The 25037-nt window shown below is 68.0% G+C and carries 21 protein-coding genes and 1 tRNA gene; 16 read left to right on the top strand and 6 right to left on the bottom strand.

Going from position 1 to position 25037, the window contains the following annotated elements; translation table 11 throughout:
* Positions 1 to 23: 23 nt before the first annotated feature.
* Complete coding sequence (locus KRR55_RS15230; protein WP_217389958.1) at positions 24 to 1715, bottom strand: sensor histidine kinase; 1692 nt, start codon at positions 1713 to 1715, stop codon at positions 24 to 26.
* 194 nt (positions 1716 to 1909) lie between these two features.
* Between KRR55_RS15230 and KRR55_RS15225 the strand changes: the two genes are divergently transcribed.
* The 9 genes from KRR55_RS15225 to KRR55_RS15185 all read left to right on the top strand — a co-directional run bounded on the left by KRR55_RS15225 (position 1910) and on the right by KRR55_RS15185 (position 10637).
* Positions 1910 to 3226, top strand: a complete 1317-nt coding sequence (locus tag KRR55_RS15225) for a cation:dicarboxylate symporter family transporter (protein ID WP_254456252.1) — start codon at positions 1910 to 1912, stop codon at positions 3224 to 3226.
* Between the two features lie 262 nt (positions 3227 to 3488).
* The gene (locus tag KRR55_RS15220) at positions 3489 to 4385 is read left to right on the top strand and encodes a ParA family protein (RefSeq protein WP_336245137.1); all 897 of its coding nucleotides are present in this window, start codon (positions 3489 to 3491) and stop codon (positions 4383 to 4385) included.
* Positions 4385 to 5299, top strand: coding sequence for a segregation and condensation protein A (locus tag KRR55_RS15215; protein WP_217389957.1), 915 nt, complete (start codon positions 4385 to 4387; stop codon positions 5297 to 5299). The genes KRR55_RS15220 and KRR55_RS15215 overlap by 1 nt, the downstream gene beginning before the upstream one ends.
* Positions 5296 to 5925, top strand: a complete 630-nt coding sequence (gene scpB / locus KRR55_RS15210) for an SMC-Scp complex subunit ScpB (protein ID WP_217389956.1) — start codon at positions 5296 to 5298, stop codon at positions 5923 to 5925. Before KRR55_RS15215 ends, scpB begins: the two co-directional genes overlap by 4 nt.
* Before the next feature lie 30 nt (positions 5926 to 5955).
* Entirely contained in the window at positions 5956 to 7029 is a 1074-nt protein-coding gene (locus KRR55_RS15205; RefSeq protein WP_217389955.1) for a pseudouridine synthase, read from the top strand.
* 4 nt (positions 7030 to 7033) lie between these two features.
* Positions 7034 to 8137, top strand: coding sequence for a prephenate dehydrogenase (locus KRR55_RS15200; protein WP_217389954.1), 1104 nt, complete (start codon positions 7034 to 7036; stop codon positions 8135 to 8137).
* Positions 8137 to 8799 carry a (d)CMP kinase gene (gene cmk / locus KRR55_RS15195; protein WP_217389953.1) on the top strand — a complete coding sequence of 221 codons (663 nt, stop codon included), beginning with the start codon at positions 8137 to 8139 and terminating at the stop codon, positions 8797 to 8799. Before KRR55_RS15200 ends, cmk begins: the two co-directional genes overlap by 1 nt.
* 141 nt (positions 8800 to 8940) lie before the next feature.
* On the top strand, positions 8941 to 10479 hold the full coding sequence (gene der / locus KRR55_RS15190; protein ID WP_217389952.1) for a ribosome biogenesis GTPase Der: 1539 nt from the start codon (positions 8941 to 8943) through the stop codon (positions 10477 to 10479).
* Positions 10480 to 10563: 84 nt separating this feature from the next.
* Positions 10564 to 10637 (top strand) — tRNA-Pro (locus KRR55_RS15185).
* 310 nt (positions 10638 to 10947) lie between these two features.
* On the opposite strand, the gene KRR55_RS15180 is transcribed toward KRR55_RS15185, so the two are convergent.
* On the bottom strand, positions 10948 to 11604 hold the full coding sequence (locus tag KRR55_RS15180; protein ID WP_217389951.1) for a hypothetical protein: 657 nt from the start codon (positions 11602 to 11604) through the stop codon (positions 10948 to 10950).
* A 168-nt stretch (positions 11605 to 11772) separates the two neighbouring features.
* Between KRR55_RS15180 and KRR55_RS15175 the strand changes: the two genes are divergently transcribed.
* The 4 genes from KRR55_RS15175 (at position 11773) to KRR55_RS15160 (ending at position 14305) form a co-directional block, all read left to right on the top strand.
* Complete coding sequence (locus KRR55_RS15175) at positions 11773 to 12237, top strand: FHA domain-containing protein (RefSeq protein WP_217389993.1); 465 nt, start codon at positions 11773 to 11775, stop codon at positions 12235 to 12237.
* Between the two features lie 40 nt (positions 12238 to 12277).
* Complete coding sequence (gene ftsR, locus KRR55_RS15170) at positions 12278 to 13000, top strand: transcriptional regulator FtsR (RefSeq protein ID WP_217389992.1); 723 nt, start codon at positions 12278 to 12280, stop codon at positions 12998 to 13000.
* Positions 13001 to 13052: 52 nt separating this feature from the next.
* The gene (locus tag KRR55_RS15165; protein ID WP_217389950.1) at positions 13053 to 13535 is read left to right on the top strand and encodes a bifunctional nuclease family protein; all 483 of its coding nucleotides are present in this window, start codon (positions 13053 to 13055) and stop codon (positions 13533 to 13535) included.
* A gap of 188 nt (positions 13536 to 13723) precedes the next feature.
* Positions 13724 to 14305, top strand: coding sequence for a MerR family transcriptional regulator (locus tag KRR55_RS15160; protein WP_217389949.1), 582 nt, complete (start codon positions 13724 to 13726; stop codon positions 14303 to 14305).
* 233 nt (positions 14306 to 14538) lie between these two features.
* Here the strand turns inward: KRR55_RS15160 and KRR55_RS15155 are convergent, their stop codons facing one another.
* The gene (locus tag KRR55_RS15155) at positions 14539 to 15357 is read right to left on the bottom strand and encodes a ParA family protein (protein WP_336245136.1); all 819 of its coding nucleotides are present in this window, start codon (positions 15355 to 15357) and stop codon (positions 14539 to 14541) included.
* 279 nt (positions 15358 to 15636) lie between these two features.
* On the opposite strand from KRR55_RS15155, the gene KRR55_RS15150 reads away from it, so the two are divergent.
* The 3 genes from KRR55_RS15150 (at position 15637) to KRR55_RS15140 (ending at position 21625) form a co-directional block, all read left to right on the top strand.
* Positions 15637 to 19086, top strand: a complete 3450-nt coding sequence (locus tag KRR55_RS15150; protein ID WP_217389947.1) for a pyruvate carboxylase — start codon at positions 15637 to 15639, stop codon at positions 19084 to 19086.
* Between the two features lie 207 nt (positions 19087 to 19293).
* Positions 19294 to 20202: a hypothetical protein gene (locus KRR55_RS15145; RefSeq protein ID WP_217389946.1), complete on the top strand. Its 909-nt coding sequence runs from the start codon at positions 19294 to 19296 to the stop codon at positions 20200 to 20202.
* A 7-nt stretch (positions 20203 to 20209) separates the two neighbouring features.
* Positions 20210 to 21625 (top strand): mycothione reductase, encoded by a 1416-nt coding sequence (locus tag KRR55_RS15140; RefSeq protein ID WP_217389945.1) that lies wholly within the window; start codon positions 20210 to 20212, stop codon positions 21623 to 21625.
* A gap of 104 nt (positions 21626 to 21729) precedes the next feature.
* Here KRR55_RS15140 and KRR55_RS15135 read toward each other — a convergent pair whose 3' ends face one another.
* The 3 genes from KRR55_RS15135 to KRR55_RS15125 all read right to left on the bottom strand — a co-directional run bounded on the left by KRR55_RS15135 (position 21730) and on the right by KRR55_RS15125 (position 24932).
* Entirely contained in the window at positions 21730 to 23544 is a 1815-nt protein-coding gene (locus KRR55_RS15135) for an AMP-dependent synthetase/ligase (protein ID WP_217389944.1), read from the bottom strand.
* Positions 23545 to 23694: 150 nt separating this feature from the next.
* On the bottom strand, positions 23695 to 24168 hold the full coding sequence (locus tag KRR55_RS15130; RefSeq protein WP_217389943.1) for a hypothetical protein: 474 nt from the start codon (positions 24166 to 24168) through the stop codon (positions 23695 to 23697).
* The gene (locus KRR55_RS15125; RefSeq protein WP_217389942.1) at positions 24165 to 24932 is read right to left on the bottom strand and encodes an alpha/beta hydrolase; all 768 of its coding nucleotides are present in this window, start codon (positions 24930 to 24932) and stop codon (positions 24165 to 24167) included. Before KRR55_RS15125 ends, KRR55_RS15130 begins: the two co-directional genes overlap by 4 nt.
* Between the last annotated feature and the right edge of the window lie 105 nt (positions 24933 to 25037).

The raw sequence follows: 25037 nt of genomic DNA, 5'->3' as shown, positions 1-25037 counted from the left end.
GCGGGCGGGCTGGCCCGGCGCGCTCAGGGGCGTGGGCGCGGCCCGGGGGAGAGCGGCAGCGTCACGGTGAAAATGGCCCCGGCATCATTATCCACTTCCAGCGACCCGCCCAGGCGCGCGACCGCCTGGCGCACCAGCGCCAGGCCCAGCCCGCGCGATCCGCTGCCCGGGGCCACCGGCTTGGAGGATACCCCCAGGCGGAAGTACTCGTCGAGCAAATCCGGGTCCACGCCCGGCCCGGAATCGGCGACCGAGACCACCACCGATTCGTCGTCGGCGGCGAAATCGGCCCAGACGCGGCGCTGCTCGGACCCGGCCGCGGCATCGAAGGCGTTGTCCAGCAGGTTCCCGGTGATGGTCACGAGGTCCCTGGCATCCAGGGCGCCGGCCGGCAGGTGCCCGGACGCGGACAGGGTCAGCGTGATGCCGCGCTCGTGGGCCTGCGCCGCCTTGCCCACCAACAGCGAGGTCAGGTAGGGCTCGTCGACGGCCTGCACGAATTCGTCGGTCAGCCGCTGGGATTCCTGCCGGTCGGCCACCGCGAACTCCAGTGCCTCGCGCTCGCGGCCCAGCTCGATGAGCGTGGCCACGGTGTGCAGCCGGTTGGCATGCTCGTGGGTCTGGGCGCGCAGCGCCTCGGTGAGCGTGGTCAGCGACTCGAGCTGCCCGGTCAGCGCCTGGACCTCGGTGTGGTCGCGCAGCGTTGCCACGGTGCCCAGCGAGGATTCCACCTGCTTGCGGCGCAGCGTCCAGCGCACCCGCGCCCCGGGATCCGAATCCGGCTGCTCGGCCTTTTGCTGGGAGATCACCAGCACCCGGTTGTTCGTCAGGTGGATCTCGTCGGTGGCGCGCCTCCCCGAGGCAAAGAGCTCGGCAACGGTTTCCGGCAGCCCCACCTGCACCACCGGCAGCGGGCGCAGCGAGCCGGCCGGGGGCAGTCCCAGCAACTGGGCGGCCTGGTCGTTGTAGAGCACCAGCCGGCCCCTGGCGTCGATGAGTACCAGGCCCTCGCGCAGCGAGTGCAGGGCGGAGAAGTAGTAGGCGTAGAGCCGGCGCAGCTCCTCCGGGCCGTAGCCCAGGGTGGCGCGGCGCAGGTAGCGGCCCAGCGCGTAGGTGAACGCGCCGCCGAGCCCCACCGCCAGCAGCCCCACCAGCAGCGTCGCCGGGATGATCGCGGCCTGGGTGATGCTGAGGGACTGCAAGGTGACGCCCACCGACACCATGGCGACCACCTCGCCGCCGGCGTCCCGGACGGGGGAGATGGCGCGCACCGAGGGGCCCAGGGTGCCGGGGTAGTCTTCCACCTCGCTGGCCCCGGCCAGGGCGCGTTCGACGCTGCCCACGTACTTGCGGCCGATCTCGCCGGCGGTGGGGTGGGTGTAGCGGGTCCGGTCGGTGTCCATGATGGTCACGAAGTCCACCTGGGCGTGCTGGAGGATCAGTGCAGCAAAGGGCTGCAGCTGCGCCGAGGGATCCGGGCCCTGCACCGCGTCGATCACGAACGGGTCGTGGGACAGGGTCTCGGCCACCGAGAGCACGCGCTTGGCGGCAAAGTCGTGGGCCTGGGCGCGGGCGTTGAGGTACCCGGCGCCGCTGACCGCCGACACCACCAGCGCCACCAGGGCCAGCTGCGCGGCGAAGATGCGCGCGGCCAGCGAATACGGCCCGCGGCCGCGCCGGGTGGCGGCGGGGGATCCCAAAACCGCTCGTGGCATGGGCGGCCTCCACTTCTCTCGGTCCTCGGGCGGCGCACATCGCGCACCTCCAAGGGTGGCACGTCAACAAGCGCGCCATGACCATTATGAACACAAGGGAGATCTCGATCACTTCGGGCCCCACCATGGATGAAGAGCTCACGGCGCGTCGAAGCGCCCGCCCCCACCGCAGCAACATCCCAGAAGGAGCCATCATGGCAACGACGCCGGCAGCTAGCGGAGTCCTGGAAAAGGACCCCATCGAGAACCAGGAACCACCGCTCAAGAAGGACCGCACCCACTGGCTGTACATCATGGTGATCGTCGCCGTGGTTGCCGGTGCCGCCATCGGCCTGCTGGCCCCGGACCTCGGCAAGGCGCTCAAGCCGCTGGGCACCGGGTTCGTCGCGCTGATCAAGATGATCATCGCCCCGGTGATCTTCTGCACCATCGTGCTGGGCATCGGCTCGATCGCCAAGGCCGCCACCGTCGGCAAGGTGGGCGGACTGGCGCTGCTCTACTTCATCACCATGTCGACCTTCGCCCTGGCCATCGGCCTGTTCGTCGGCAACCTGGTCCACCCGGGCTCCGGCCTGAAGCTGCAGCCCTACGAGGGTGCCGCCGGCGGAACCGAAAACGCGACCGTCAAGTTCCTGCTCGAACTGATCCCGGGGGACATCCCGGTGCTGCCGACCCTGGTGCTGGCACTCTTCGTGGGCTTCGCCCTGCAGTCCATGGGCAAGAGCGGCGAGCCGGTGCTCGGGGCCATCCGCCACATCCAGGCCGTGGTCTTCCGCCTGATGATGATGATCATGTGGATCGCCCCCCTTGGTGCCTTCGGCGCCATCGCCGCGGTCGTCGGCGCCACCGGCTGGGCAGCCATCGGCTCCATGGCCATCCTCATGGGTGCCTTCTACGCCACCTGCGCGCTGTTCATCGTGGTGATCCTCGGCTCGCTGCTGCGCGCCGTGACCGGCCTGAACATCTTCGCGCTGCTGAAGTACCTGGCCCGCGAGTACCTGCTGATCTTCTCCACCTCCTCCTCGGAGTCGGCCCTGCCGCGATTGATCGCCAAGATGGAGCACGTGGGCGTCTCCAAGCCGGTCGTGGGCATCACGGTTCCCACCGGCTACTCCTTCAACCTCGACGGCACCGCGATCTACCTGACCATGAGCGCGCTGTTCGTCTCCACCGCCATGGGCATGCCGATGAACATCGGCGAGCAGATCTCCCTGCTGGTCTTCATGATCGTCGCCTCCAAGGGCGCCGCCGGGGTCACCGGAGCGGGCCTGGCCACGCTGGCCGCTGGCCTGCAGTCGCACCGCCCCGAACTGCTTGACGGCATGGGCGTGATCGTGGGCATCGACAAGTTCATGTCCGAGGCCCGCGCGCTGACCAACTTCACCGGCAATGCCGTGGCCACGCTGCTGATCGGCAAGTGGACCAGGGAAATCGACATGGAGCAGGCCCGCGCGGTGCTTGCCGGGGACCGTCCCTTCGACGAGCTCTCGCTGACAGCCAACGAGCACTAGCCGACGCGCAAACGGCCAGGCCGCCGCGCTCGCCCACGCGAGCACGGCGGCCGGTGCCGTTAATGCCGCCGGGCGCTCCGTGCCCCGTTGGCCGGGGACGGCGCCGCGGGGCACGGTTTCCCGGCCCGCCCATAACATTGGACTTCAACTTCAAGGTAAAGGCTCGCCGTGCCGCCGATTGGGCAAAGCCCGGTGCGCAACCTATACCCTTGAAACAAGTAGTCAACCAGATCGCACAACGAACGGAAGCGTGGTTCATACCGTGAGCGAGGAACAGGGCAGCAAGTCGCGAGGCGCGGGTTTGCTCAAGGAACCCACCCCCTTGGGACCCACGGGTCGCCCGATGACGATTTTCCCCGAGCCCTTGCCACTGGATTCCCACGGCCCGGCCCGCGTGATCGCCATGGTCAACCAAAAGGGCGGGGTCGGCAAGACGACCTCCACCATCAACCTCGCCGCGGCCCTGGCCGAGTACGGGCGCAAGGTGCTGCTGGTCGACTTCGACCCGCAGGGCGCCCTGTCCGCCGGCTTCGGCACCAACCCGCACGAGCTCGACGTCACCGTCTACAACGTGTTGATGGACCGCAAGACCGAGATCCGCGACGCCATCCTGACCACCGACGTCGAGAACGTGGACCTGCTGCCGGCCAACATCGACCTCTCCGCCGCCGAGGTGCAGCTGGTCAACGAGGTTGCCCGCGAACAGGTCCTGGAACGCGCGCTGCGCTCGGTCACCGACGACTACGACATCGTGCTCATCGACTGCCAGCCCTCGCTGGGCCTGCTCACCGTCAACGCGCTGACCGCCGCACACGGCGTCATCATCCCGCTGACCGCCGAGTTCTTCGCGCTGCGCGCCGTGGCCCTGCTGGTGGAGACCATCGAGAAGGTCCAGGACCGGCTGAACCCGGCCCTGGCCATCGACGGCGTGCTGGCCACCATGTACGACCCGCGCACGCTGCACGGCCGCGAGGTCGTCGGCCGGCTGGTCGAGGCCTTCGGGGACACCGTCTTCGAAACGGTCATCCGCCGGACCATCAAGTTCGCCGACGCCAATGTCGCGGCCGAGCCCATCACCACCTATGCGGCCGCACACCCCGGCGCCGAGGCCTACCGCCAGCTCGCGAGGGAACTGATCTCCCGCGGCGGCGCCCCGTAATGACGGCACCCGCCGCCGAAAACACCGCCACCGGCAGAATCGTCACAGACGATTCGGCCGGTGGCTTTCGGGTTTCGCTGGAAAACTTTTCCGGCCCCTTTGACCTCTTGCTCTCGTTGATCGCCAAGCGCGAGATGGACATCACCCAGGTCGCCATGGCCGAGGTCACCGACGAGTTCATCGCCTACCTGAAGCTGCTCCGGGGCCGCGCCGGCTCCAAGGCACTGGACGAGACCACCGAGTTCCTGGTCATCGCCTCGACGCTGCTTGACCTCAAGGCCGCGCGCCTGCTGCCGGGCAGCGACATCGAAAACGACGAGGACATGGCCCTGCTCGAGGCCCGCGACCTGCTCTTTGCCCGGCTGCTGCAGTACAAGGCCTTCAAGCACGCAGCCGGCTGGATCGCCGGGAAGCTGCACGAGGAGGCCACCAGCTTCCCGCGCCAGGCGGGCCTGGAGGCGCACTTCGCCGCGCTGCTCCCGGAGCTGGTGTTCAAGACCACCCCCGAGGCGCTGGCGCAGCTGGCAGCAACCGCCCTGGCGCCCAAGGCGGCGGCACCCACCGAGGTCGGGACCGGGCACCTGCACGGCGGCACGGTCTCGGTGCGCGAACAGGCGGGGATCCTGGCGGCCCTGCTGAAGGAACACCGCTCCCTGAGCTTCGCCGCACTAATCGCGGACGCAGCCAGCCACCTGGAGGTCGTCGCCCGCTTCCTCGCGCTGCTGGAAATGTACCGCGAACAGGTCATCGCCTTTTCCCAGGATGCACCGCTGGATGCGCTGAACGTGCGTTGGCTTGAACCCGACGCCGACTGGGATCCGGCCGCGCTGGAAGAGGAATACGAACCCGCGGCCGCCGAACCGCCCGAGACATCCACCACTTCTGCGCAAGCCATACAGGGGGAAAACCCATGAACCACACAGCCGAATCCGTCGCGGGGCAGGTGCCGGGGGCCGCGGAGGCGGCAGTCGACGCACTGCCCGGGGGGCTGGAGGCAGGCATCGAGGCGGTGCTGATGGTCATCGACGAGCCCATCGCCGCCGGCCACCTGGCACAGGTGCTGGAGGTCAGTGAGGAACGCGTCACAGCGGCCCTTGAAAGGCTGCGGGCACAGTATGATGGTGGGGATACACCACGCGGTTTTGAGCTGCGTGAATTGGCCGGCGGCTGGCGCATCTTCTCCCGACGTGAATTTGCTCCCTTCGTTTCACGCTTCGTCATCGACGGCCAAACGGCAAGACTTACCCAGGCAGCGCTGGAAACCTTGGCAGTGATCGCCTACCGGCAACCGGTGTCCCGCGGAAGGATCGCGGCGATTCGCGGGGTCAACGTCGATTCTGTGGTGCGCACGCTCCTGACGCGCGGGCTGATCCACGAAGCACCCGACGATGGTGAAAGTGGTGCCACGTTGTATCAGACCACCTCGTACTTTCTGGAAAGATTGGGATTGGGCAGCGTTTCCGAGCTGCCCAGGCTCTCCCCGCATCTTCCCGGAGTGGGTGACATCGACGAATACGACGTTGATTCGCCCTGGCAATAGGCGAACCACGAAACAACATAAGGACAGATCATGAACCAGGGATCCCGCCCAGGCCGCGGCAACCAGCGCCCACAAGGCTCCGGCTCCGGCAACGGCCGCGGCCGAGGAGCAACCGGTGCTGGCCGTTCCAACCAAAATCCACGCTCGTCAAACCCGCGTTCGGGCTCCGAATCCGGTTCCGAGTCCTCGACCGGTTCCTGGTCAAAGGCGCACGGCGGACCCAAGCAGGGCAAGAAGTCAGGTGCCCCGGGCAAGAAGAAGTACACCGGCCCCCAGGCCTTCGGCAAGGAACGCTTCGGCAAGAACCTTGGCCCGGTCAACGCCGAGCGCACCCGGCCCACCCAGCGGGCACAGGCTGCCGCCGCGCACTCGGACCTCGAGGGCGTGCGCCTGCAGAAGGTCATGGCCAACGCGGGGGTGGCCTCGCGCCGCGTCTGTGAGGAAATGATCGCCAACGGCCGCGTCGAGGTCAACGGCGTGCTCATCACCGAACCGGGCATCCGCATCGACCCCGAGCGCGACACCGTGCACGTGGACGGCATGCGCCTGCAGCTGAACGCCGACATGAAGTACTTCGTCTTCAACAAGCCGCGCAACGTCGTCTCCACCATGGAAGACCCCGAGGGCCGCAAGTGCATCTCCGACTTCATCCGCAAGCAGGGCCAGTCGCGCCTCTTCCACGTCGGGCGCCTGGACTACCAGACCGAGGGACTGCTGATCCTGACCAACGACGGGGAGGCAGCCAACCGGCTCGCCCACCCGTCCTTCGAGGTACCCAAGACCTACCTGGTGCAGGTCCGCGGCCCGATGGCCGCCGGCATCGGCGCGCAGATGAAGAAGGGCATCAAGCTTGAGGACGGCTGGCAGTCGGTCGACTCCTTCCGCCTGATCGACTCCACCCCGGGCCACGTGCTCGTGGAGGTCATCCTGCACTCGGGCCGCAACCGCATCGTGCGCCGCCTCTTCGAGGAGGTCGGACACCCGGTGACCCGCCTGGTCCGCGTCCAGGTCGGCCCGATCCGCCTCGGCGACCAGAAGCAGGGCACCATCCGCCCGCTGGGCAACCAGGAAGTCGGGCACCTGCTGGCAATGGTGGGGATGTAGCCACATGCCCACCACGCACCTTGCCGGACCGATTCTGGTCATCGGCACCGGGCTGCTGGGCACCAGCGTCGGGCTGGGGTTGAGCCAGCGCGGACTGAACGTCTGGCTTGCCGACCCCTCGCCCAGCGCACAAACCGTCGCGCAGGACATCGGCGCGGGCACCATTCACGTCCCCGGGCGCCCGCTGGCACCCGAGCTGGTCGTCGTCGGCGCCCCGCCGGACGTCACCGCCGCTGTCGTGGCGCAGGCCCTGGTCGACTTCCCGATGTCCACCGTGGTGGACATCGCCTCAGTCAAGGGCTCGATCCTTGATGCAGTGCGGAAGGATCCGCGCATCACCGAGGCGCACCTGGGCCGCTACGTGGGCACGCACCCGATGGCCGGACGCGAGCGTTCCGGCCCGGCATCCGCGCGCGGCGAGCTGTTCACCTCCATGCCGTGGGTCGTCTGCGCCCATGCCGGTTCGCGCGGCGACTCGGTGAAGACCGCCGAGGCGCTTGCCATCGACCTGGGTGCCACCGTCGCGCGCATGAACGCGGCCGAGCACGACGCCTCGGTCGCGCTGATCTCGCATTTCCCGCAGGTGGCCTCCTCGCTGATTGCCTCCCGGCTGCTGAACGCACCGGGGCACTCGCTGGCGCTTGCCGGCAACGGGCTGCGCGACACCACCCGGATCGCCGCCTCGGACCCGAAGCTGTGGATCCAGATCCTCAGCCACAATGCAGGTTCCCTGGTCCCCATCCTGCGCGGCATGCGCGAGGACCTGGACCGGCTCATCGGCACGCTCGAGGAGCCCACCGCCCCCGGCGCGCTGCTTGACCTCGCCGAGCTGATGGGGGAGGGGAACGCCGGGCAGGCCCGGATCCCGGGCAAGCACGGCGCCCCGCCGCAGGCATTTGCGCTGGTCACCGTCGCGGTCAAGGACAAGCCCGGCCAGGTGGCCAGGCTGCTGGCCGACGTCGGGAACGCCGGCATCAACATGGAGGACCTGCGGATGGAACACTCCGCCGGGCACCAGGTCGGGCTGGTTGACATCTCCGTCATCCCCGGACGCCGGGAAGAATTGATCACGGTGCTCAGCGCACTTGGATGGAAGGTTGTGCAGTAATGCAGAAAATCACGGTCGCAGTCGACGGCCCCTCCGGCAGCGGAAAGTCCTCGGTTTCCAAGGAGACCGCCCGCCGACTGGGCGCCGCCTACCTTGACACCGGGGCGATGTACCGCGCGGTGACCTGGCATGCGCTGGATGCAGGCACTGACCTTTCCGACGCCGAGGCAGTCGCCGCGGCGGTCAGGGCAGCCGACCTGTTCATCTCCACCGACCCGGACGTGGAACGCATCACCATCCACGGCACCGACGTCACCGAGGCGATCCGCGAGCCCTTCGTCTCCGAGGCGGTCTCGGCGGTGGCCACCAACCTGGAAGCCCGCGCCGAACTGGTTGCCCGGCAGCGGGCCATCATCGCCGCGCACGACCGCATCGTGGCAGAGGGCCGGGACATCACCACCGTGGTGGCCCCGGACGCCGACGCCCGCATCCTGCTCACGGCCTCGGAGGAGGCGCGCCTGCGCCGCCGCGGCCTGCAGCTGGGCGGAACCCAGTCCAACGCCCAACTCGAGGCCCAGGTGCTCGCCCGCGACGCCAAGGACTCGACCGTGGTGAACTTCCACGTCGCCGCCGACGGGGTGGCCACCGTGGACTCCTCGGAAATGGATTTCGAGCAAACGGTGACGGCCGTGCTCGAGGCCATCAAGGCCCAGGCCGACTAATACAACCTCCCGATCCGCCGCCGGCGGATCACCGCCCCGCGTCGGTGCGCAGCAAAAGCTGCACGCCGAGGCGGGGTACATGCTTGAATTGATACCGGCTTCCGCGTTTGGTGGAGGCACGCAACGCAAAGGAACCACACCATGAGTGAGAGCCTGCTTCCGGACGAGGGCGCCGAGTACGTCCCGTTCAACAACGAGGACCACATCGCCGACCGCCTGGCCGAAATCAGCGACGAGGATGCCGACGCACGCGCCACCGCGCTGCTGGCCGGCCTCGATGACTACGAACTTGACCCCGAGGACGCCGAACTGCTGGCACACCTGGGCGATGACTTCGACGACGACGCCGACGAGGTCATCCCGCCGGTGCTGGCCATCATCGGGCGCCCCAACGTGGGCAAGTCCACGCTGGTCAACCGCATCCTGGGCCGCCGCGAGGCGGTCGTGGAGGACGTTCCGGGCGTGACCCGCGACCGCGTCTCGTACCAGGCCGAATGGGCCGGGCGCAACTTCACCGTGGTCGACACCGGCGGCTGGGAACACGACGCCAAGGGCATCCACGCCCGCGTGGCCGAGCAGGCCGAGGTCGCAGCGGACATCGCCGACGTCATCCTCTTCGTTGTTGACTCCCGCGTCGGCGCCACCGCCACCGACGAGGCAGTGGTGAAGATGCTGCGCCGGAAGAAGAAGCCGGTGCTGCTGGTCGCCAACAAGGTCGACGACGCGAACCAGGAAGCCGACGCCTCCTTCCTCTGGGGCCTTGGCTTCGGCCAGCCCTGGCCGGTCTCGGCACTGCACGGCCGCGGCGCAGCGGACCTGCTTGACGCCGTGGTCTCCAAGCTTCCCGAGTACTCCGCCTTCGGCGGGATCATCCCGCGCGGCGGCCCGCGCCGCATTGCGCTGGTCGGCCGCCCGAACGTCGGCAAGTCCTCGCTGCTGAACAAGATGGCCGGCTCCGAGCGCGTGGTCGTGGACACCCTTGCCGGCACCACCCGCGACCCGGTCGACGAACTCGTCGAACTCGGAGACGAGGTCTGGCGCTTCGTTGACACCGCAGGCATCCGCCGCCGCCAGCACATGGCCCAGGGCTCCGACTACTACGCGTCGCTGCGCACCCAGGCCGCCCTGGAAAAGGCCGAGGTCGCCGTCGTGCTGCTGGCCGTCGACGAGGTCCTCTCCGAGCAGGATGTCCGCATCCTGCAGATGACCATCGATTCGGGCCGCGCCCTGGTGCTCGCGTTCAACAAGTGGGACCTGATGGACGATGACCGCCGCCGCTACCTGGAGCGCGAGATCGAAACCGACCTGGCACACGTCGAGTGGGCCCCGCGCGTGAACATCTCGGCCAAGACCGGATGGCACAAGGACAAGCTCGTTCCCGCCCTGCACACGGCCCTGGAATCCTGGGACAAGCGCATCTCCACCGGCAAGCTCAACACCTTCCTGGGCGAGCTCGTGGCGGCGCACCCGCACCCCCTGCGCGGAGGCAAGCAGCCGCGTATTCTCTTCGGCACCCAGGCCTCCTCGCGTCCGCCGCGATTTGTGCTGTTCACCACAGGTTTCCTGGATCCGGGGTACCGCCGGTTCATTACCCGCAGGCTTCGCGAGACCTTTGGCTTCGAGGGAACCCCCATTGAAGTCTCGATGCGAGTGCGCGAAAAGCGCCAGCGTTCGAAGTAGCCCAAAAAATAGGGTAGGGTAATCACGGAGCTTTTCGCAGACGGCACCTTCACGAGAGTGAGGGAGAACGGCTGCGAAAGCAACCGGGCTATGGCGCAGCTTGGTAGCGCGCCTGACTGGGGGTCAGGAGGCCGTGGGTTCGAATCCCGCTAGCCCGACCGGTTAAAACCCCGGCAGATCAACGAAGTAGCGTTGATCTGCCGGGGTTTTTCCATGTTCCGGGGCCAGGCACTGGTTTCCGCGTATGACTGCAGATCGCCGTTGCCCGCCGCTCAGGGCCAGCACCCAGCCACCGGATGGATTTCGCCCGGCCGCGAGTGGACCGGCGTGCCCGGCCGGGGACGCCTTGCCTCGGTCATCGACCCATCGGCCGGCAAACGCCAAGGGCGCCCCTCCAGGCGGTACCCGCCGGATGGGCGGGGACGGCTTGGTGGGGCGCCCCTGGATGGTGGCTGGCGGCGCCGGCGGTCAGTTGGTGGGCTTCGGGTCCTCGGTGTCCTCCCGCGGCGACCAGGCCGGGGCCTGAGTGCCGGCCTGGCCCGATTCCATGGCCCGGGTTTCCCGCAGCTCCGCCTGGACCTTTGCTTCTGATTTCATGGCCTTCATCTTCTTGCCCCGCGCATGCCACAGCTGCCAGAACGCCGCAATGCCCAGGAAAAGCACCAAGGCGGCGGCCGCGCCACCGATGGACCAGGACGGGAACCATGTGGCGCTGATGTCGATCATGGACCTGGCCTTGGCGGCCGAGCTGGACGAATTTGCGTAGATGCTCAGCGTCAACAGGTTCGGGATCGCCAGCAGGACGGCAACCACGACGATGACGGCCTTCCACGGCCACGACACCTTCTTGTACCGGGCCTGCCAGACCACGAGCAGCGGGACGAAGGTGAAGATGAAGCCGTATACGAGGCCAAGGATGATCCCGCTGGTAATTGAACCCTGGGTCTGGTTCGCGATATTGGTGGCCCACCAAACGGGCAGGAACAGACGGATGACTAGGTAGACAATTGCCAGCAGGATGAGCGCGGCGACACCCAGCCCAATGCGCAGGCCCCAGCGGGGCTTCGAATCGGACCGGCGGGACGCGTCCGTGGGTGACTGGTCTGTGTTTTCGAAATCAGGCATGTTTGCATCCTCCCACGCTGACAGCTCAACAGTGGAGATTAACTGGTTGGATATTCACGAAAACTTAGTGGTGGCTAGTAGGCTAATCTGGTGATAGGACGATTGCCTCAATTTGGGGTTGGACAACGTCCAAAGGGAATTATGAGAAATATTTTTGGAGGACCGGAAATGGCTGAAGCTCAGGTGCCTAACCAGCAGCACGAGTCGTCTACCGAAACAACGGGAATTGCATTGCCACCGGTGACGCGTGAACCTGTTGTCTTCTATGGCCTGAGCGTTGAAGAACGCGCGGCCGTCTCCGCCCTGCCACACGGTTCCGCATTGTTGATTGCACACTCAGGGCCGAACCAGGGCGCGCGCTTCCTGCTGGATCAGGACGTGACCCAGGCAGGACGCCACCCGGACGCTGCCGTCTTCCTCGACGACGTCACGGTTTCACGCAAGCACGCCAAGTTCATTCGCGACGCCGACGGCTTCAGCGTTGTCGACAGCGGTTCGCTGAACGGAACCTACGTCAACAACGACCGGGTCGACTCGGTGCGCCTGGCCAACGGCTCGGAAGTCCAGATCGGCAAGTTCCGGCTGACCTTCTACAACGCGTTGCCCAACAACCCGGCCAACACCCGCGACTAAGCAGGACAACGTAGTGAATCAGGCAGCCCGAAACCCGCGACTGGCAGTAGTTGCCGGCGATACCCAGCGCGCCGTGGCGCTCAATATCGGCGAGGTCCTTTCGGAGCTTCATGATGAATTCCCACAGGTCACAGCGTCGAAAATCCGCTTCCTCGAGGAAAAAGGGCTGCTGACCCCGCAACGCACTTCGGCGGGGTACCGCAAGTACCTGCCCGACGACGTCGGTCGCTTGCGCTTTATCCTGGGCCTGCAACGGGACCAATACCTGCCGCTGAAGGTCATCAAGGACTACCTTGACGCGGTCGACCGGGGAGACCGGCCCGACCAGCTGCCCGGCGGACACACTCTGGCCCCGCGAAGCATCAGCGAGCAGATGACCCAGGACCTGGTTGCCCGCACCCGCCCGGTGACCAAGGCGGAACTGCAGGGCCTGTGCGGTGCCAGCCCGGAGCTGGTCAACGACCTGCTGGCCTTCGGCATGATCGCGCCGGAAAACGATCGCTTCGACGAGCATGCACAAAAAATTGCCGCCGCCTCCGCGGCGCTTGCGGCGCACGGCATCGAGCCGCGCCACCTGCGGGCCTTCCGCGCGGCGGCTGACCGCGAAGTGGGACTGGTTGAACGCGTCGTGGCCCCGCACATGAGTCGCGGGGATGTTGCCTCGCGTGCCAGGGCTGCCGAAACCGCCCGCGAAATCAGCGATGCCTGCATGGCACTGCATGGTGCCCTGGTCAACGGCGCCATCGCCAAGTTGGATCACTAGGCCGGAAACACGGTTGCTGCAGGTTGCAGCGACCCGAGTTAAGGAGCGAACCATGCACGAACTTGAAGTTGTCGGAGTTCGCATCGAACTTCCCTCCAACCAGCCGCTAGTCCTGCTCAAGGAAGCCAACACCCAACGCCACCTGCCGATTTGGATCGGTGCCCCCGAGGCGTCGGCCATCGCGATGTTCCAGCAGGGCATCGTCCCGCCGCGTCCGCTAACCCACGACCTGATGATTTCGACCCTGCAGGCACTGCATGCGCCGCTGGTGCGCGTGGAGATCGTCTCGGTCCTCAACGCCGTCTTCACCGCGGAGCTGGTCTTTGCCGACGACGTTCGGGTCGACGCGCGGTCCTCCGACGCCATCGCTCTGGCGCTCCGCGCGCAGTGTCCGATCCTGTGTGACGAGCACGTGCTCGACGAGGCCTCGGTGATGGTCTCGGAGGACGCCGAGGTCGCCGAGGGGGAGGAGGACCAGGTGCGTGAGTTCCGCGAATTCCTCAACGAGGTCGAGCCCGAAGACTTCGATAAATAGACGACCGTCCGCGACACGCCTCAAGTTAAGCTTGAAGGTCTTTGACGCAGCCCCAATGTAGTCGTACCGTCGAAGCATAAGTTTCCCAAGGATTGCCATCCGCGGATTTCGGTTTCACTCGCAACGGAGTCGTTCCACGCCCGGCAGCCTTCTTTCCCTCACGGGGATGCTTGAGCAAGGAGATTCCAATGAATCCCACGGACGACCAACACGCGGCCTCGCCTACGCACGCCGCGTCCCTTCGCAATACCCAAGGACTCCTGTTCACCGAGGACCTGCCGGTGCTCGATGAAGACGCCGGGTACCGCGGTCCCATCGTCTGCAAGGCGGCAGGCATCACCTACCGCCAGCTCGACTACTGGGCACGCACCGGCCTGGTCGAACCTGCCGTCCGAGGGGCCAAGGGCTCGGGATCCCAGCGACTCTACGGGTTCCGCGACATCCTGGTGCTCAAGGTCGTCAAGCGGCTCTTGGATACCGGGGTGTCCCTGCAGCAGATCCGGACCGCTGTTGGTCACCTTCGCGAACGCGGGGTGGAGGACCTCGCCCAGATCACGTTGATGAGCGACGGCGCCTCGGTGTACGAGTGCACCTCCGCGGACGAGGTGATCGACCTGGTCCAGGGTGGCCAGGGCGTCTTCGGCATTGCCGTTGGCCGCGTGTGGCGTGAGGTTGAGGGGTCTCTGTCGCAGCTTCCCAGCGAGCGTGCCACCGATTTCCCGGGGGACGAATTGGCCCTGCGTCGCGCCGCGAAGCGCTCCGCCAGCTAGGAACCGGCCCGCTCCCGATCTTTTATTGATGGGGCCGGATGCCACCGATGCGCCCGTGCGCAGGTGGCATCCGGCCCCGTCTTTTTTCTGCTCCGCCACGATGGCCGCGCCGCCGCGGTGGGACCGGCCAACCAAAAAAACCGCCCCTTCGTCCTCCGGCATTGCCGGAACGACTGAAGGAGCGGTTTTGCGTTTTGGGACCTGGATCCGGTGCCGCGGGGAGGAAGTCCCGGCTAGCTGCGTCCGGGTTTCGCTGCGGTGTCGGTGATGTTGCGCAGCAACTCGTCGAACAGCCCGGCCGTCTTTTGCGCCGGCCGGCCCGGCCACTGGTGCACGGAGTATGCGGCGCCCTGGATTTGCTGCCAGTCCGCGAACTCGGGAAGCTCGGGGCTCAGCACCGAGGTGCCGAACATGGAACGCATTTCGGTCAGGCGGAAGCGGTGCTCGTCCGAATCCTTGCGCACCCGGTTGGCGACCACGTCGATGCGGCCGAGGTCCGGTGCGTACTCCTTGCGGAACATTTCCAGGGCACGCTGCGTGCGCTCGGTGCCGGCCACGGAGAACAGCGAGGGTTCGGCAACCAGCAGGATGCGGTCGCTGGCGCTCCAGGCCATCCGGGTCAGTCCATTGAGCGAGGGCGGGCAGTCGATGAGCACCAGCGCGTAACCGGAGGTCTTGGAGAGCAACTGGGTGAGTCGGCGCAAATCGCGGGCGCGCAGGTCGGGGCGGTCGTAGACGCCGGTGTAGGCGTCGCCGACGGCCACGTCGAGCACGGGAACGCGGGTCAGCGATCGCTTGGAGACGGCCTTGGCCTGCCAGGAGCTGGAGACGATGTTGTCGGACAGGTTCGCCTTGCGCGAGGCCTTCAGCATCCGCCCGATGGTCAGCTTGCCGTCGGCGCGCACGCCCAGGCCGGTGCTGGCATCGGCGTGCGGGTCCAGGTCGATCACGAGTGTGGGGATACCAGCGGCGAGGGCGGCCGAAGCGAGCCCCAATGTAACGGAGGTCTTCCCTACGCCACCTTTAAGGCTGCTAATGCTCACTACCTGCACGGAACGGACCACGCCCTTTTCTACTGTTAGTTGCTCGCGACTAAACGATTGGTTCCCTCAACATCATAATCGGCTTCTGGATCCTTTGCCGCCACCGGTCCCTACGACCGCCTGACACCAGTGTTTCGTGACCGCCGCAATCTTTTGCGGTGCGTGTGCCCGGTCACGGTAGTGTGTGTCGTTGGGTGCCGCACCACACACGTCCGGCACCTAAAACACGAGTTCAAACCCTGAAATTCGTGCGCGTCATTCATCCCTATGTCATTTCGCAGGAGCGCCATGTTTAAGAAGATCTTGGTAGCCAATCGCGGCGAGATCGCAATTCGCGCCTTCCGTGCCGGCTATGAGCTGGGCGCGAAGACTGTCGCCGTTTACCCCTACGAGGATCGCAACTCGATCCACCGCCAGAAGTCCGACGAGGCCTACCGGATCGGCGAGGAGGGCCACCCGGTCCGCGCCTACCTGGACGTGGACGAGGTGATCCGCGTCGCCAAGGAAGCCGGCGCGGATGCCATCTACCCGGGCTACGGATTCCTGTCGGAGAACCCCGACCTGTCGCGTGCCGCGGCAGAAGCGGGCATCAAGTTCATTGGCCCGGCCGCGGAGGTGCTGGAACTGGCGGGCAACAAGGTTGCCGCGCTGCGTGCCGCACGGGAGGCCGGCATCCCGGTGCTGCAGTCCTCGGACCCCAGCGACGACCTTGAATACCTGACCGCCGAGGCCGACAAGATCGGCTTCCCGATCTTCGTCAAGGCGGTTGCCGGCGGCGGCGGCCGTGGCATGCGCCGCGTCGACACCCGCGACCAGCTTGCCGAATCGCTCTCGGCAGCCATGCGCGAAGCCGGAAGCGCCTTCGGCGACCCCACGGTGTTCCTGGAGCAGGCCGTGCTGCGCCCGCGCCACATCGAAGTCCAGATCCTGGCCGATGAGCACGGCAACATCGTTCACCTCTTTGAGCGCGACTGCTCGCTGCAGCGCCGCCACCAGAAGGTCATCGAGATCGCCCCGGCCCCGAACCTGGACGAGAACATCCGCCAGGCGCTCTACGCGGATGCGGTGAAGTTCGCCAAGGCGCTGAACTACCAGAACGCCGGAACCGTGGAGTTCCTGGTCGACACCGTGGGCGAGCGCGCCGGACAGCACGTGTTCATCGAGATGAACCCGCGCATCCAGGTCGAGCACACGGTCACCGAGGAAATCACCGACGTCGACCTGGTGCAGGCGCAGATGCGCATTGCCGCCGGCGAAACCCTGGAAGACCTGGGCATCCGCCAGGACGAGCTGCAGATCCGCGGCGTCGCCCTGCAGTCGCGCATCACCACCGAGGACCCGGCCAACGGGTTCCGCCCGGATGTCGGGACCATCACCGTCTACCGTTCCGCCGGCGGCTCCGGCGTGCGCCTGGACGGCGGCACCATCTACACCGGCGCCGAGGTTTCCCCGCACTTCGACTCGATGCTGGTCAAGCTCACCTGCCGCGGCCGCGACTTCGCCACCGCGGTGGCCCGTGCCCGCCGTGCCCTGGCCGAGTTCCGCGTCCGCGGCGTGACCACCAACATCCCGTTCCTGATGAACGTGCTCGACGACCCGGCGTTCCTCGCCGGCGAGGCCGCCACCGACTTCATCGACAAGCACCCGGAACTGCTGGCCGGAAAGAAGTCCCAGGACCGCGGCACCAAGGCGCTGGCCTTCCTGGCCGACGTCACGGTCAACCAGCCCAACGGCGAACGAGTCGAGGGCATCGACCCGCGCAAGAAGCTTCCGGCCTTCCCGGGGGACAAGTCCGCCGAGCCGGAGCGCAGCCCGTTTGACGGCCCCTCGGACCAGGCACCGCCCGCCGGCTGGCGCCAGCGCCTGCTGGAACTGGGCCCGGAGGGCTTCGCCAAGGCGCTGCGCGACTCCACCGCGGTAGCGGTCACCGACACCACCTTCCGCGACGCCCACCAGTCGCTGCTGGCAACCCGCGTGCGCACCCGCGACCTGCTGGCCGCGGCCCCGGCCTACGCCCACGTGATGCCGCAGCTGTTCTCCATGGAGGTCTGGGGCGGGGCGACGTACGACGTGTCGCTGCGCTTCCTGGGCGAGGACCCGTGGCAGCGCCTGGCGCTGCTGCGTGCCGAGCTGCCGAACATCCCGCTGCAGATGCTGCTGCGCGGACGCAACACCGTGGGCTACACCCCGTACCCGACCGAGGTCACCGACGCGTTCGTGAAGGAAGCTGCCGCCACCGGCATCGACATCTTCCGCATCTTCGATGCGCTGAACGACGTCTCGCAGATGGCCCCGGCCATCAAGGCCGTCCGGGAGACCGGCACCGCGGTCGCCGAGGTGGCCCTGTGCTACACCGGCAACCTGCTGGACCCGGCCGAGGACCTCTACACGCTGGACTACTACCTGGACCTGGCGCAACAGATCGTCGACGCCGGGGCGCACATCCTGGCGATCAAGGACATGGCCGGGCTGCTGCGCCCCGCCGCGGCAGCGAAGCTGGTCACCGCCCTGCGCGAGCGCTTCGACCTGCCGGTGCACCTGCACACCCACGACACCGCCGGGGGCCAGTCGGCCACGTTGATGGCTGCCATCAACGCCGGGGTCGACGCGGTGGACGTTGCTGCGGCATCGATGTCCGGGACCACCTCCCAGCCATCGGCATCCGCGCTGGTCGCCGCCCTGGAGAACACCGAGCGCGACACCGGGATCTCCCTGGAGGCCGCCGCGTCGCTGGAACCCTACTGGGAATCGGTGCGCGCCATGTACTCGCCGTTCGAATCCGGGCTTGCCGCCCCGACCGGACGCGTTTACCGCCACGAGATCCCCGGTGGCCAGCTCTCCAACCTGCGCCAGCAGGCCATCGCACTGGGCCTGGGCGAGCGCTTCGAGGCCATCGAGGACATGTACACCGCGGCCAACTCCATCCTGGGCCGCCTGGTCAAGGTCACCCCGTCCTCCAAGGTGGTCGGCGACCTCGCCCTGCAGCTGGTGGGCATGGGCGTTGACCCGGCCGAGTTCGAGAAGGACCCGAAGTCCTTCGACATCCCGGATTCGGTCATCCAGTTCCTCTCCGGGGAACTGGGCGACCCCCCGGGAGGCTGGCCCGAGCCGTTCCGTTCCAAGGCCCTCGAGGGCCGCGTCGTGCGCCCGCACGTCGAGGAGCTCTCGGCCGAGGACTCAGCCGCGCTGGAGGCAGACTCCGAGACCCGCCGCGCCACGCTGAACCGCCTGCTCTTTGCCGGTCCGACGCGTGACTACGCGGCGAGCCTGGAGAACTACGGAGACCTCTCGGTCCTGCACACCCGCGACTACCTCTACGGCCTGGTCAAGGGCCGCGAGCACGTGGTGTCCCTGGGCAAGGGGGTGCGCCTGCTGGTGATCCTGCAGTCGATCTCCGAGCCCGACGAGAAGGGCCTGCGCACCGTGACGGTCACGCTCAACGGCCAGTCCCGCCAGCTGATGGTGCGCGACGAGTCGGTGGAGTCCACGGTGGTTGCCGCGGAGAAGGCCGACTCGGCCAACCCCGGGCACATCGCGGCCCCGTTCGCCGGCGCCGTCACCGCCCAGGTGGCGGTGGGCGACCGCATCGAGCTCGGCGGCACCGTTGCCACCATCGAGGCCATGAAGATGGAGGCCGGGATCACCTCCACGGTCGCCGGCACCGTGGCCCGCCTGGCGATCGCCGGCACCGCCCAGGTGCAGGGCGGGGACCTGCTGGTGGTCATCGACCCGGCATAGCCACCGGGTGTCGGCCCGCCGCGGCGGGCCGACACCGCAAACAACCATGAAATGCGCGCGAGGATGGACCCGCCCGCCCCGATGCCGGGGCCTGGGCCGGGTCCATCCTCGCTTGCGTGTTAGGGTGCCAATGGCCAGTGGATGCACCAGCGGCAAAGAGCATGCGGCGGACCGAGACCGGGCCGCCGTTGGAAGGAGTGAGGTCCCATGGCCATCAATCGGTCAGGCTTTATTGCACGATTACTCGCGCGGCTGGCACGGACGGCGACGCCGGATCCCGGATCCGCCGGCAACGCGGCCCCGAACCCCGCAGCCAACCCGGCACCCCGGGAAACCACCGAAAAACCTGTGCCGGAACCGGCCGGGGAGCCGGCAACAGCAGGCGCCCGGACCGCTGCCGCCGCCGGCGAGGGGCCGGAGCGCGACGCCCCGACGGCCGAAACTCCGGCCGGCGAAGCAAGGGAGCTCCCCGCGCAGGAATCCGACGCCCCGGCCGATGCGGCAGCAGGCCGCCCCGATGCCGACGCCGTTCCGGACGCCGCCGCCATGGAAACCGCGGGCACGACACCGGCAGAAGGCACGCCGGAGGATTCCGCTCCGGCATCGGCCGATGCCGCCTCCCCGCCAGCCGCACCGGCTCCCGTCGCCCGGGACCACAAGGTCATCACGCTTCTCTCCCTCGAGGAGCATGCGGGCGCCAAGACCCTGGGCGCCGCACTGGAGCGCCGGACCGAGGGCAAGGGGTGGAAAATTCGGACCGCAGGTCCCGGCTTTGCCCGCGCCGCGTTCTCCGGGATGCTCGGCGACACCGACGCCCTGGTGCTCGTCTGCCCGGCGGACCCCGCCATCACCGCGGCACTGGGCGAGAAGCTGCGCTGGCTGGAGGCCAACAACCGACAGGGAATGCAGGCACGCACTCTCATTGTTGTTAACCTCGGCACCGCGGACGGCGGGGAGCTGCAGCTCCCGGCAGACGTCGACCGGCCTGTGACCCTGCTTCCCTTTGACGCGGCCCTGAGCATCCCCGCGACAGGTGCGCGCGCCCCGCGGCGGGCGGCACGGGCGGCCATTGACCAACTTGTCGACGAACTATCCACCATCCTTCAGGAGAGCTAAGCACCCCATGGCACATTACGACCTGGCAATCATCGGATCCGGATCCGGCAACTCGCTGATCACCGAGCACTGGGACGGGCGCAAGGTGGCGATCATCGATGCCGGCACCTTCGGCGGCACCTGCCTGAACGTCGGCTGCATCCCCACCAAGATGTTCGTCTACCCGGCGCAGCTGGCCGCATCCGCCGCCGAGGCCAAGTCGCTGGGCGTGTCGATGACGTTCGACGGGGCCGACTGGGCGGCCATGCGGGAGCGGATCTTCGGGCGCATCGACGCCATCTCCGAGGCCGGCAAGAACTACCGCGCCAACGAGCTGGAAAACGTCACGCTCTACACCGAGCACGTCCGGTTTGCCTCGCGCAACGAGCTGCTCACCGCCAGCGGCCAAAGCATCACCGCGGACAGGATCGTCATCGCCGCCGGCTCGCGCCCCGCGCTGCCGCAGGTCCCGGGCATCGACCTGCCCGGCGTGCACACCTCCGACACCGTCATGCGCCTCGACCAGTTGCCCAAGCGCCTGGTGATCCTGGGCGGCGGCTACATCGCCAGCGAGTTCGCCGCGGTCTTCTCCGCGCTGGGCAGCGAGGTCACCCAGGTCAACCGCTCCGGCGCCCTGATGCGCCGGCAGGACGCCGACATTTCCGCCGCCTTCACGCAGGCCGCCTCCAAGCGCTGGGGCGTGGAGCTCAACGCGGCGCTGCAGGGCATCGACAAGGAGGGGGACGTCCTGACGGTCCGCCTCGAGCGCGACGGAGACCCCCTGGAGCTGGAGGCCGACGTGGTGCTGGTGGCCACCGGGCGCACCCCGAACACCGACGGGCTCGGCGTCACTGAGCTCGGCTTCGACCTGCGGGCGGACGGCTCGCTCGTGGTGGACGAATACCAGCGCATCCTGGCCGCCGGCGAACCGGTGGAGGGCATCTTCGGGCTGGGCGACGCGGCGAACACCGAGCAGCTCAAGCACGTGGCCAACCGGGAGGCGCGGGTTCTCATCCACAACCTGGAAAACCCGGAGGATATGCGGCCCATGGACCGGCGCGCCGTGCCGGCGGCGGTGTTCAGCAACCCGCAGATCGCCTACGTCGGCGCCACCGAGGCCCAGGCCCGGGCCGAACACGGGGACGACGCGGTGCTCTCGGTCATCCAGCCCTACGGGTCCACGGCCTACGGCTGGGCCATGGAGGACTCCGAGGGCATCGTAAAGCTGCTGGCCCACAAGGACACCGGCCTGCTACTGGGCGCGCACATCATGGGGCACGAGGCCTCGCTGCTCATCCAGCCGTTGATCCAGGCCATGTACTCGGAACTGGACGTGAACGCCATGGCCCGCGGGCCCTTCTGGATCCACCCGGCGCTGAGCGAGGTCGTGGAGAACGCGCTGCTGGGCCTCGGGGTGCCCGCCCGCGCGGGCGACCCGCTGTAGCGCAGGACCTTCGCCCCGGCACCCGGTGCCGGATTAAGCAGGAACGCGTGGGGCTGGCACCAACTCGGTGCCCGCCCCACGCGTCTCGTGGTGTGGATCCTGCGCTAGGCGCGCGGCTTGGCCCCCGAATAGATCTCCTCGAGCACCGCCTCGTAGTCCTTGAGCACCTGGGCCCGCTTGATCTTCAGCGAGGGGGTCAGGTGCCCGGAGTCCTCGGTGAAGTCGGTGGGCACGATCCGGAACTCCTTGATGGCCTCGGCGCGCGACACGGCGGTGTTGGCCTTCTCCACCAGTGCGGCGACGGCATCGCGGACCTGCGGAAGTTCCGCGGCCTGGGCGACTGTCGTGCCGGCGGGCAGCTGGTGGCGGGCCAGCCAGCCCGGAAGCGCATCCGCGTCCAGGGTGATCAGCGCGGCGATGAACGGGCGGGCGTCCCCGACGACGACGCACTGGGAGACCAGGGCGTCGGCGCGGATCTGGTCCTCCAGCAGTGCCGGGATCACGTTCTTGCCGCTGGCGGTGACGATGATTTCCTTTTTGCGCCCGGTGATGCGCAGGAAGCCATCGGCATCCAGCTCGCCGATGTCCCCGGTGCGGAACCAGCCGTCGGCGAAGGTCTCCGCCTCCAGGTCCGGGCGGTTGTAGTAGCCGCGCATGACGCAGAAGCCCTTGGCCAGGATCTCGCCGTCCTCCGCGATCCGCACGCCGTTGCCCGGCAGCGGGCGGCCCACGGTGCCGATCTTCAGCTGCGTGGGGGTGTTCACCGTGATCGGCGCGGTGGTCTCGGTCAGGCCGTAGCCCTCCAGGACCGTGAGCCCGATGCCGTGGAAGAAGTGCCCGAGCCGTTCGCCCAGCGGGGCGCCGCCGGAGACCGCGTGCACGACCTTCCCGCCCATGGCCGCGCGGATCTTGCCGTACAGCAGCACGTCGAAGAGCTTGTGCTTGAGCTTGAGGCCCAGCGGGACCTTGCCGTCCTGCTCGGCGCGGGAGAAGGCGATGGCGGTGTCGGCGCCGGCGTGGAAGATCTTGCCCTTGCCGGCGTCCTCGGCCTTGAGCATCGAGGAGTTGTAGACCTTCTCGAAGACGCGCGGCACCGCGAGGATGAAGTTCGGCTGGAAGGACTGCAGGTCCGGCAGCAGGTTTTTCACGTCGGCGGTGTGGGCCACCTTGACCCCGCCGGCCACGGCGAGCACCGAGATGTACCTGGCGAAGACGTGGGCCAGCGGCAGGAACATGATCGTTGCCGCGCCCGGATAGACGACCGAGGGAAGCGCGGCGGCGGCGTTGTCGCTGAGCTGGACGAAGTTCGAGTGCGTCAATTCGCAGCCCTTGGGCCGCCCGGTGGTTCCGGAGGTGTAGATGATGGTGGCCAGCGAGTCCAGGCCGGCGGCCGAGCGACGCTCCTCCAGGACCGCGTCATCGACGCTCCTGCCTGCCTCGCGCAGCGCGTCGAGTCCGTTGCCGTCCATCTGCCACACATGTTCCAGCGCGTCCAGGCCCTCCTGGTGGGCGGCCTGGCGCACGACGGTCTCGTGGCGCGGCGCCTCGACGACCGCGGCAACCGCGTGGGAGTCTCCCAGGATCCAGGCGACCTGGCTGGGGGAGGAGGTCTCGTAGACCGGAACCGTGACGCAGCCGGCGAACCAGATGGCGAAGTCCACCAGCGTCCATTCGTAGCGGGTGCGGGCCATCAGCCCGATGCGTGCCCCGGGTGCGATGCCGGAGGCGATGAACCCCTTGGCCAGGGCCGAGGCCTCGGCGGCGAACTCCGAAGCCGGGATGTCGATCCAGGTCCCGTTGGGTCCCGGCTTGGACAGCAGCGCCGGGTCGGCCGCGGACCGGGCGTGGCGCAGGAGAAGGTCGGTGATGTTGGTCTGCGGCGGGTTCTCCACCAGCGGAGGGACTGTTAATTCCTGCATTTGGAGCTCCTTCGGTTCCGGGGCGGTGTTGTGCGTGCCCGCCAACCCCTCTTCCCCCATGTCACCCATAGTAGTGTCTCGGGTCACACATTGCTTACTCGTTAGTAACTTACGGGGATTTTCCCCGCTTCGCAACAAATTCGGGGGCAACTAGACGCGCGCGCCGTCGTCGTCTTCATGCCGGTGGCGCGGCAACCGGGCGAAGAGGAACACCGCGGCGGCCACGGCCACCACGACCAACCCGATCCACAGCGGCATCGGTGCCCGCCGCCAGAAAATAGCCAACAGCAGCAGCGCGATCGGGGCACCGGCGGCGCACGACCAGGCCAGGGTCAGCAGCGGGTTTCCCGAACCCAGGGCCGGCGGATCCTCGGGGACGAACGCGCCCTCGTCCTCGTCCGCCAGCTCGTGGTCGCGGGGTCCGCCCAGCGCCGGGTGCATCCGGAAGAGTTCCGGGTCCACGCCCCGCGGGGCATTGGCGCCGGGCCCCGCGGGCGCGGGGGAGCCGTGGGAACCCTGGGCCGCGGGGGTGTCGGGTGCCGCCTCCAGCCGGCGGACCAGGTCCTCCCACACGGAATCGTCGGAGTCGCCGGATTCGGCCGGCTCGTGCATGGGGTTGGTCATGGCCTGTTGCCGTCCACTTCCTGGAAGAACTCGATGGAACGGGCGAAAATCTTCTCCGCCTCATAGTCAAGCGTGGCCACGTGGAGGCTGCGCGTCAACCGGTTCACCTCAAGGTGGACACCCGCATCGAGTCCCGCGCGCAGCGCCTCGAGGCTCGATTCGGGCACCACGTGGTCGGTGTCCGAGCGGAACACCACGACCGGGGCCGTGACCTGCGGCAGCCGCCTGATGGTGTCCCGGAAGAGCTTGCGCAGCTCGTGCACCCCGGCCACCGGCGTGCGGTCGTAGGCGTGCTCGTCGCCCCCGGGCTTGGCGATGTCGTTGGCGATCGCCGCGACGGTCGGGGACAGGTGGCGCAGCACCCCGGTGAACGGAGCCAGCGGCGAGGCCAGGGTCAGCCCCGGGTTGACCAGCGCGAGCCCCGCCACTGCGTGCGTCGAGGCCAGGTGCAGGGCCAGCGCGCCGCCCATGGAGAGCCCGGCGACGAAGACGCGCGAGTGGGTGGCCGCCAGAGCCGCATGCTCGCGGCGCACCGCATCGATGATCTCGGTGTGCTTCGTGGCAGCCAGGTCCTGCCAACGCGTGCCGTGTCCGGGCAAAAGCGGCAGGCTGACGGTGTATCCGGCCCCGGCGAAGGCCCGGGCCCAGGGCAGCAGCCCGGCGGGGCCGGCGGTGAAGCCGTGGAGCACCAGGACCGCCGCGCCGTTGCTCCCGGCGTGGTGGAACGGTGCGTTGGGGTCGGTGGCCGTGGGTGTCTCTGGCATGGGGGTGCGTGCTCCTGCGTGGATCGTGAGGGGAACGGGGCGACGGATCCCACCTGCACCGCGTCGCGCCGAGTATGACCGATGGCGTAGTTTTGCCTACAGTTA

The organism is Paeniglutamicibacter quisquiliarum, from assembly GCF_019084045.1.
Lineage (GTDB): Bacteria > Actinomycetota > Actinomycetes > Actinomycetales > Micrococcaceae > Paeniglutamicibacter > Paeniglutamicibacter quisquiliarum.
Note: the sequence above shows the minus strand (reverse complement) of the source record. Positions and strands in the feature narration are given on the sequence as shown.